The sequence below is a fragment of the Vogesella sp. EB genome, assembly GCF_001037925.1.
In the GTDB taxonomy this organism is placed as follows: Bacteria; Pseudomonadota; Gammaproteobacteria; order Burkholderiales; family Chromobacteriaceae; genus Vogesella; species Vogesella indigofera.
This window is the reverse complement of record NZ_LFDT01000052.1, coordinates 1-8,779: the sequence shown is the minus strand read 5'-3', so window position 1 is coordinate 8,779 and position 8,779 is coordinate 1. Positions and strand designations below refer to the sequence as shown.

6 protein-coding genes are annotated in these 8,779 nt (G+C 66.8%); all 6 read right to left on the bottom strand.

Annotated elements, in window-relative coordinates; genetic code table 11:
• Positions 1 to 14: 14 nt before the first annotated feature.
• The 6 genes from ACG97_RS16540 to ACG97_RS16520 all read right to left on the bottom strand — a co-directional run bounded on the left by ACG97_RS16540 (position 15) and on the right by ACG97_RS16520 (position 8,223).
• Complete coding sequence (locus tag ACG97_RS16540; protein WP_047968488.1) at positions 15 to 239, bottom strand: YdcH family protein; 225 nt, start codon at positions 237 to 239, stop codon at positions 15 to 17.
• 290 nt (positions 240 to 529) lie between these two features.
• Complete coding sequence (locus ACG97_RS16535) at positions 530 to 4,654, bottom strand: DEAD/DEAH box helicase (protein WP_047968487.1); 4,125 nt, start codon at positions 4,652 to 4,654, stop codon at positions 530 to 532.
• A gap of 80 nt (positions 4,655 to 4,734) precedes the next feature.
• Positions 4,735 to 6,012: a glutamate-1-semialdehyde 2,1-aminomutase gene (gene hemL / locus ACG97_RS16530; protein WP_047968486.1), complete on the bottom strand. Its 1,278-nt coding sequence runs from the start codon at positions 6,010 to 6,012 to the stop codon at positions 4,735 to 4,737.
• An 84-nt stretch (positions 6,013 to 6,096) separates the two neighbouring features.
• Positions 6,097 to 6,390 carry a hypothetical protein gene (locus ACG97_RS17725; RefSeq protein ID WP_156168070.1) on the bottom strand — a complete coding sequence of 98 codons (294 nt, stop codon included), beginning with the start codon at positions 6,388 to 6,390 and terminating at the stop codon, positions 6,097 to 6,099.
• A gap of 554 nt (positions 6,391 to 6,944) precedes the next feature.
• Complete coding sequence (locus ACG97_RS16525) at positions 6,945 to 7,262, bottom strand: thioredoxin family protein (RefSeq protein ID WP_047968485.1); 318 nt, start codon at positions 7,260 to 7,262, stop codon at positions 6,945 to 6,947.
• 181 nt (positions 7,263 to 7,443) lie between these two features.
• Entirely contained in the window at positions 7,444 to 8,223 is a 780-nt protein-coding gene (locus tag ACG97_RS16520; protein WP_047968484.1) for a hypothetical protein, read from the bottom strand.
• Positions 8,224 to 8,779 lie beyond the last annotated feature (556 nt).

The following is an 8,779-nucleotide window of genomic DNA, read 5'->3' as shown; positions in this document are numbered from 1 at the left end:
ATGGCCGGCAGCGATCAGCCGGCGCTGACCGAGGCACTCTTCAGGATCACGTACAGCTCGTCCTTCAGCTGCAGCTTTTCCTTTTTCAGGGTCTCGATCTCCAGCGGCGTGGCCGGGGTGATGTGCGCTTCCATGTTCTTGATCTGCTGGTCAAGCTCGTTGTGCTTGTCGAACAGACGGCTGAAGCGGCTGTCTTCGGTTTTCAGCTGGGAAATCAGGTCGCGGAATTCTGGAAACATGGGCAGGCTCCTTGTGGGTGGGTCGTTGCCTGAAACAGGCGGTCGATTTCATGCTACGCCGGCCAACGCCCCCCGATTTGATCCAGCGCAAGCAAGGTCAATGCCCAATGCATGGTGGTGCCGGCAGGCCGGCGCCCGCCATCTCAGAGCCAGTCCACGATCTCGCGCGCTCACGCGAGACAAGGCGAAAACGGCTGAGGAAGCGGCGTTTATCCAGATATAAACCAGCATGCCGAAGCCGTACTCACCGCGCAACGTTTCACGAAGCGCAGCAGATCGTGAACAGGCGCTCAGGCGCCCTTGAGCAGCGCCAGCAACGCGTCGGCATCCAGCCGCGCGCTGACGTCGCCGCCTTCCAGCAGGCTGTCGGCCAGGTCGCGCTTGGCCGCGTGCAGCGCCACGATCTGCTCCTCGATGGTGTGCTCCGCCACCAGCCGGTAGATGGTCACCGGCCGCTGCTGCCCCATGCGGTAGGCGCGATCGGAGGCCTGGTCTTCCACCGCCGGGTTCCACCACGGGTCGAGGTGGATCACGTAATCCGCGGCGGTCAGGTTGAGGCCGGTGCCGCCGGCTTTCAGGCTGATCAGGAAGATGTCGCCCTCGCCGCGCTGGAAGGCGTCGACGCGCTCCTTGCGTGCCTTGGCCGGGGTGGTGCCGTCCAGGTACTGGTAGGCGACGCCGCGCGCGTCCAGATGCTGGCGCACCAGCGACAGGTGGTCGACGAACTGGCTGAATACCAGCGCCTTGTGGCCGTTTTCCAGCAGTTCGTCGGCGATGTCGGCAAATGCCGCCAGCTTGCTGCCGGCGATGGTGCTGTCCTTCAGCACCAGCTGCGGATGGCAGCAGAAACGGCGCAGCTTGGTGATCTCGGCCAGCACCTGCATCTGCTTGCCGTCGGCACCCTTCAGTTCGTCCAGCTTGGCCACCGCCTGCTGCCGCATCGCTTCGTACAGATGCAGCTCGTCGGCCGACAGCGGCACCTTGCGCGTGATCTCGGTGCGCGGCGGCAGCTCGTCCAGCACCTGGGTCTTGGTGCGGCGCAGGATGAAGGGCTGGATCAGCGCCTTAAGCGCCTTTTTCGCGCCCTTGTCGCCGCGCTCGATCGGGTTGCCGAAGCGCTGCGCGAAGCGTTCCTGGCTGCCGAGCAGGCCGGGGTTGAGGAAGCGGAACAGGCTCCACAGCTCGCCGAGGTGGTTTTCCACCGGCGTGCCGCTGGCCGCCAGGCGGAAGCCGGCCTGCAGGTCCATCACCGCCTGCGCGCGCTTGGTGCCGGCGTTCTTGATCGCCTGCGCCTCGTCCAGCACCACGCTTTGCCATTCGATGGCGGCAAAGGCGGCGGCGTCCTGCTGCAGCAGGCCGTAGCTGACCACCACCAGATCCAGCGGCCCGAGGTCGACCAGCGAACGGAACTGGTGATACGGGCGCACCTTCAACGTCGGCGCAAAGCGCGCCGCCTCCGACAGCCAGTTCAGCGCCACCGAGGTCGGCGCCACCACCAGCTGCGGCCCGCCCGGCGCGCGCGCCAGCAGCAGCGCCAGCGTCTGTACCGTCTTGCCCAGGCCCATGTCGTCGGCGAGACAGGCGCCGACGCCCCAGTGCGCCAGCCGCGCCATCCAGTCGTAGCCGTCGCGCTGGTAGTCGCGCAGCTCGGCCTGCAGCGTGGACGGCAGCTGCGGCTGGAATGCCTGCAGCGACTGCAGGCGCTCGGCCTGCGCCTGCCACGCATCGTCGGCGTCGAAGTCGCCGACCTCGCCGGCCAGCTCCGCCAGCTGCGCGGCGGCCAGCGCCGACACGCGCAGGCCGTCGCGGCCAACGTGGTCGGTCAGCAGCGCCAGCTCTTCCAGCCGCTTCTTCATCGCTTCGGTCAGCGCCAGCCAGTCGTCGTCGCCGAGCTTGAGGAAGCGCCCCGGTGTGTCGCGCATCAGCTCCAGCAAATCACGCAGTTGCAGCACGCGGCCGTCGTCCAGCTGCAGCGCGCCGTTCAGCACGAACCAGTCGCCCTGCTGCTTGATGCCGAGGCTCAGTTGCGTCAGGCCGCGGCGCGACTTGATGCGCAGGCGCTCGCCCTCCGGCCACACGCACTCCAGCAGCGCGCTGTCCAGTGCCTGCAGTTCGGACAGCACTTCCAGCGCCGCCTGCGGCTCGGCCAGCAGCCACTCCTGGCCGTCGTTGTCGCTGGCGGCCAGCAGCGGACAGGCGGCCAGCACGCTCTTCAGCGCCTTCTGTTCCTTTTTCAGGTTGCGACGGGTCTGGATCGCCTTGCCGTCGCTGTCGCCGACGATGTTCTCCAGCCCGGCGCCGGGCTTGCACCAGTTGCCGCCCGGCAGCGGCCGCACCAAGAGCTGCAGGCGCAGCCCCTCGCTCAGCGGCAGCAGGTGGGCGTAAATGCGGCCGTCGGCCGGCACGCTGTCGATGTGCGCCGCCAGCTCCGGCATGTCGGTGTGCACCGGCACCAGCGGCGCGATGTCGCGCACCGCCTCCAGCAGTTGCGCCTTGGCCGCGCGCGGCACGGTCAGCTCCTTGCCGAGGATGGTGGCGATCTGGCGCACCTCCTTGCTGATGCTGTACACCGCCAGCCGCGTCGGCGTCGCCTTGTCCCACACGATCTCGCTGTCCGGCGCGATCTTGCCCGGCACCAGCTTGATGCGGATCAGCTCGCCGCTTTCCTGCAGCTGCAGCGCCACGCTGCCGGCCACGATGTCGATGCCGACATCCGGCGCGTCGCTCCAGTACACAGCCGGATGGCCGATCAGCTGCGGCAGCGCCTTTTCGGCGTCGATCTCGTAGATGCTGCTGGCGTGGTAGTGGTGCTCGTGCTGCGCGCGCAGCACCTTGATGATCTGCTGGTCCTGCAGCAGCAGGTAGTCGAGGCTGTCGTCGCCGTCGAACAGGCGGCGCCACGACACGGTACGGCCGCGGCTCCACTGGTTCTTGGCCGAGCGCTTCTGCTCGCGCGCTTCCAGCATCACGCCGTGGGCGCCGGCGCTGAGCAGCCACGCCAGCCGCGTCTGGCCCTGCGCCGCCGTGCTGCGGCTCTCGCTCTTGTTGGGGCCGAGCTGGCGCAGCGCGTGCAGCGCCTGCTGCCACGCTTCCTGGCGCTGGAACGCCTCAAGCAGCGGCTTCAGCCGGTGCTGGCGGTGCCACTCCGGCTGCTGCCGCGGCTGGCCGAACTGCGCCGCCAGCAGCGCGTCCAGCTCGGCAGCCACCCACAGGTAGCCCTCGTCCTGCATCTGTTCGCGGAAATTCTGCAACGCCGCCTGCCACTGCGGCGTGCGCGCCTGTTTCACGTCCAGCCAGTACATCGCCAGCGCCAGCAGCAGGCCGTCGACGCCGGTCAGCGTCGACGCGTCCGGCAGCGTCAGGTTGTTGCTGATGGCGCCGCCCTCGTGCTGCAGCACCAGATGCTGCAACACGTAGTAGCTGTGGCCGAAGTGCTGGCGGATACCGCTGCTAATCGCCTGCTTCAGCGCACTGCTGCGCTGCGGGCTGTCCGGGCTGCCCAAGAGCGCGATGCAGTGGAAGGCGTTGAGGTCGGCCGGCAGCTCGATCTTGCGTTTCTGCGTCTGCTCCTTCAGCTCGTCCAGCCACTGCTGCAGCGTGGCCAGGGCCTCGCCGTAGCGGCCGGACACGGTGTGCAAAAAGAACAGGCTGCTGATGGCGAAGCCCTCGCCGGCGGCGGCCTCCTGCAGCAGGCGCTGGATGTCGCCGCGCCACAGGAACTGCAGCATCAACAGGCTGGTGAGCTGGTCCCAGTCGCGGTAGCCGTCGTCCAGCCGCGACAGCGCGTAGCGGTAGCCCTCGCGGAAGGTGTCGAAGCGGTAGTTGGCCTCCGGCAGGTAGTCCAGCAGCAGCAACACCTGGATGTCGTCGACCAGCTGGTCGAACAGCTGGCGCCCGGCGGCGTTGGCGAACAGGCGCTTGAACGGCGCCTGCGGCAGGCTGCCGCTGTGCAGCGCCGCCGCCTGCTGGTAACGCTGCAGCCAGTCCTGCGCCGCGCCGACCTGGCCGTGCAGGATCGCCAGCCACAGCCGCAGCTGGATCTGCGCGAGGTCGGGCTTGCCGCGCGCCGCCGGCGACATCGACAGGTGCTCGGTCAGCAGCTCGTCCCACGCGGTGCGCTCCTGGCGGTCGTGCAGCAGCTGCAGCAGCACGGTATTGCGCGCGCCCGCCGCGATGCGGTACGGCAGGCCGGCGGTGCGCACGATCCAGCCCTGGTGCTCCAGATCGCCGAGGATCTCGCCGAGCTTGTCATTGTTCACCGCCTTGCCCTGCTCGTCGCGGATCAGGTTCAGCTGCAGCAGCGTCAGCAGGTTGGGCCTGGATTCGCCGGCCGGCAGCAAGGCCAGCGCGTGCAGCACGGCCAGATGCGCCGGTGCGAGTTGATCAATGGTGTGGGCGGCAAACAAATCGGTCATTGGCGGCGATCGGGAAATACAAAAACAAAAAAGCCGCACACCCGGTCAAGGGCATGCGGCCAACCTTGGGCAGGGCAAGATTATACGCGGCTCAGCGCACGGCGTGCGGCGGAGATGGTCTGCTCCACCAGCTCGTCGGTGTGGGCGATGGAGATGAAACCGGCCTCGTACGCCGACGGCGCCAGGTACACGCCCTCGTCCAGCATCGCGTGGAAGAAGGCCTTGAAGCGGGTGATGTCGCAGCGGGTGGCCTCGGCGTAGCTGGCCGGTACCGTGTCGCTGAAGTAGAAGCCGAACATGCCGCCGACGCTGTCGGTGGTCATGGCGATGCCGGCGTCGCGCGCGGCGTCGGCGAGGCCTGCGGCCAACCTTGCGCTGCGGCGACCGAGGGTGTCGTGGAAGCCCGGCTGCTGGATCAGGCGCAAGGTCGCCAGACCGGCTGCCACCGACAGCGGGTTACCGGACAGCGTGCCGGCCTGGTACACATTCCCCAGCGGCGCGATCTTGCCCATGATGTCGGCGCGACCGCCGAAGGCCGCCAGCGGCATGCCGCCGCCGACCACCTTGCCCAGCGTGGTCAGGTCCGGGGTGATGCCGTGCAAGCCCTGCGCGCAGCCCAGCGCCACGCGGAAGCCGGTCATCACCTCGTCGTAGATCAGCACCGCGCCGTACTGCTCGGTCAGCGCACGCAGCGCCTGCACGAACTCGGCCGACGGCTTGATCAGGTTCATGTTGCCGGCGATCGGCTCCAGGATCACGCCGGCGATCTTGTCGCCCAGCTCCTTGAAGGTGTCGCTCAGCTGCTGCACGTCGTTGTACTGCAGCACCAGCGTGTGCTTGGTGCAGTCGGCCGGCACGCCGCCGGAGGACGGGTTGCCGAAGGTGAGCAGGCCGGAGCCGGCCTTGACCAGCAGGCTGTCGGAGTGGCCGTGGTAGCAGCCTTCGAATTTCACGATCAGGTCGCGGCCGGTAAAGCCGCGCGCCAGACGGATCGCCGTCATCGTCGCCTCGGTGCCGGAGGACACCAGTCGCACCTGCTCCACCGACGGCAACAGCTTGCAGATTTCCTCGGCGATCTCCACCTCGCCTTCGGTCGGCGCGCCGAAGGACAGGCCGCCGACGGCCGCATCCTGCACCGCCTTCACCACCTCGGGGTGGGCGTGGCCGAGAATGGCCGGGCCCCAGCTGCCGACATAATCCAGGTACTGCTTGTCGTCGGCATCCCAGAAATAGGCGCCCTCGGCACGCTTGACGAAGCGCGGCGTACCGCCGACCTGACCAAAGGCACGCACCGGCGAATTGACGCCGCCGGGAATCACTTGCTTGCCACGTTCAAACAGTTCGAGATTGCGGGACATCGTTTTCCTTTCTGGCGGCATCACACACCGCGCTGGCTAAATGGGCAACGGGCCGCCCGTGGCAGCCCGGCAAAATCCTGTCGGTCACGATACGGCAGCGCGCGCATCGCGGCGTTGACCTGTATCCAGAAGCGTGCGCCCTGCGCGGGCGTCTGTTATCGAGGCAGGATTGTCCGGCAAATCGCCGCGCAAGGCCACCACCGGGCAGAAACGCAGCGTTCGGCCGGCGCGATGGCGGCTGGCGGCCTGGATTTTTGCCACAGAAGTACACGGAAAGACACGGTCAAAGACAACAACTTCTTTAGCCACGAAACCCACGAAAAGACTCGAAAATGAAAACGGAAAGGTTGGCCGCAAGCGATCTTCATTACCAGCCAACACCGATGCGACGCACCCGATCCCGTTGGTGCAAGCCGTGAAAACTGGCGCCAGCCCGGAAACAAGCCGCCCCCTTTTGAGCGCAGCGTATGGGCGGCGCCGGGATGGCGACAGTTTTCACGGGAATTCTTGCGCCTCCGGGAAGAGCGGTCTGCGCGCGAATCTCTGATTCGCTCAGCGATGTGAAAAGGGGGATGCGGCATCCTCTTTCCCGCCGCCGCGCGGCAAGCGGCAGATAAGAAATATCCGCGCAGCGGATACACCAGACAGAACAAGGTTGGCCGCAAAACCCGACGCGGCTTGCGGACAACGTTGGCGCAGCAAGCGGTCTTGGTTTTTGCCACGGAAGCACACGGAAGCACACGGAAAGACACGGACAAGGGCAAAGGCGGCTTTGGCCACGAAACCCGCGAAAAAACACGAGAACAAGGTTGGCCGCAAAGCATGTCGATCGCCAGAACGATAGGGTGCGTCACCCGCAGGGCGACGCACCGTCAAATGCGAGTCAGCGGCAGAGCACCCCCCAGTCATCCGCAAGCGACAAGACCGCCGCATCACAAGGCCAGCAGCGGCGCCACCTCGTCCACCGTCAGCGGCCGCACCACGCGGCCGAGCTCCACCCCGTCGCGCAGCAGGATCAGCGTCGGCCACAGCTTGACGCGGAAGCTGCGTCCCAGCCGCCGCCCGGCGCCGTCCTCCACCTTGATATGGGTCAGCGCCGGCTGTGCCGCCAGCGCCTGTTCGATCGCCGGCTGCGCCGCCTGGCAGTGCGGGCACCAGTCGACGCCGAACTCCAGCAGCAGCGTGCCGGTAGTGGCGTCGAGGCTGGCGCGCTCGGGGGCGGCGGCGGGGTAAGTGGCAACATAGGGCATCGCGGGTTTCCTTCAGCTATCGGGCGGGCAGCGGTACCGGCCTGATGGCCGGCGGGCACCGCTCATGATAGCCGGAAACGCGCAGCGCCCGCCTGAACACCCCCTGGCCGCAAACCCGGCACGGCTTGCGGCCAACCTTGCCGGCTTGTGCGGCGCGCTTCAGCCCGCGTGGCGCAGCGACTCAGTCATGCGGCCGCTGGCCGCGCGCCACCGCCCAGAACACATGCGTGTACACGCGCCAGCCGTGGCCAAAGTCCTGCACATAGGTTTCCACCATGCCATCACGCTGGCTGCGCAACAGCCGGCCCCACTGCCCGGGAGTCGCCAGTTCCAGATTGGCCATCGCCGCCGGCATCGCCGCCAGCGAGGTACTGTCGTCGTCGTGGCTGTAAATGGCCTCCAGCTGCTCGTAGTCGTGGCGATTGGGGTGCTGGTTGCTGTCCGGACTGCGGGTGTAGTCCATGCAGGAGCCGAGGTTTTCGTTATTGAAGTTCTCGTCCTGATGCCCCAGCCCAAAATTGTGGCCCACCTCCTGGCACATCACCAGCTGGCGCCAGGCCGGCGTGTTGTAGCTGGCGGTCTTGAAGTAGCTGTCGTTGAGCTTGGTGGTGCCCTGCACGATATGGCTGCCGCTGGCCCAAATCTGCGCCAGCCCCAGCCAGCCGTTATTGCCGTACGCCGAATTGCAGACCTCGACCCGGCCGCTCGTCGGCCGGCAACGCTTGGCGGTGGTGCCACCGGCCACCATCTGCGTATCCAGCACCGCAGAGCTGGTCCAGTCCGCCGCCGCCGTTTTGAAGAACTCCAGCCAGTTGCTGTCGACGTTATTGCCCAGCGGCACGGTAAACGGGTTGCCGGTACGGGCCCAGTGGTAATTGCCCCAGGCATGGCTGGCCTGCGCCAGCGGTGCCGCCAGCAAGGAAGCCAGCAGCGTGCCGGCCAGAAGCGTAGTGCGTGACATGATGCAAGCCCCCGTGAAGTGTCCCCTTCACAGTAATGACCAGTCGCAGCACAAATACAAATGCCAAGCAGGCAAAAATCTGCCTTTCATCATGCAATGAAAGTAGGTGGGCATGCTGCACTGCCGGCCGGCCGCGCCAAGCGGGAAGCGGGAAGCGGGAAGCGCCGGATCAAGACATCCGCGTAGCGGAGTCGCCAGACAAAACAAGCTTGGCCGCAAACCGGGCAAGGCTTGCGGCCAACCTTGATCATTCCATCGCGGTAAACGCTGGGCTTCGCCAGCTAGCACCAGCCTACATGCCCGACTTGCCGCGTTGCGGTTACACCAGCGTCTGGTGCATCGCCCCTTCGGGGTGACGGCACCCTACACCCCGCCTCGTCCAATCGCCCGCCAGCATAGAACCGATGCGCCCGCTCCCGTTGGCGCAGGCCGTAAAAACGGCCGCCAGCCCGGAAACAAGCCGCCCCCTTTTGAGCGCAGCGGATGGGCGGCGCCGGGTTGGCGGACGTTTTTACGGGAATTCCTGCACCGTCGGGTCGCCTTTTCTTGGTACGTT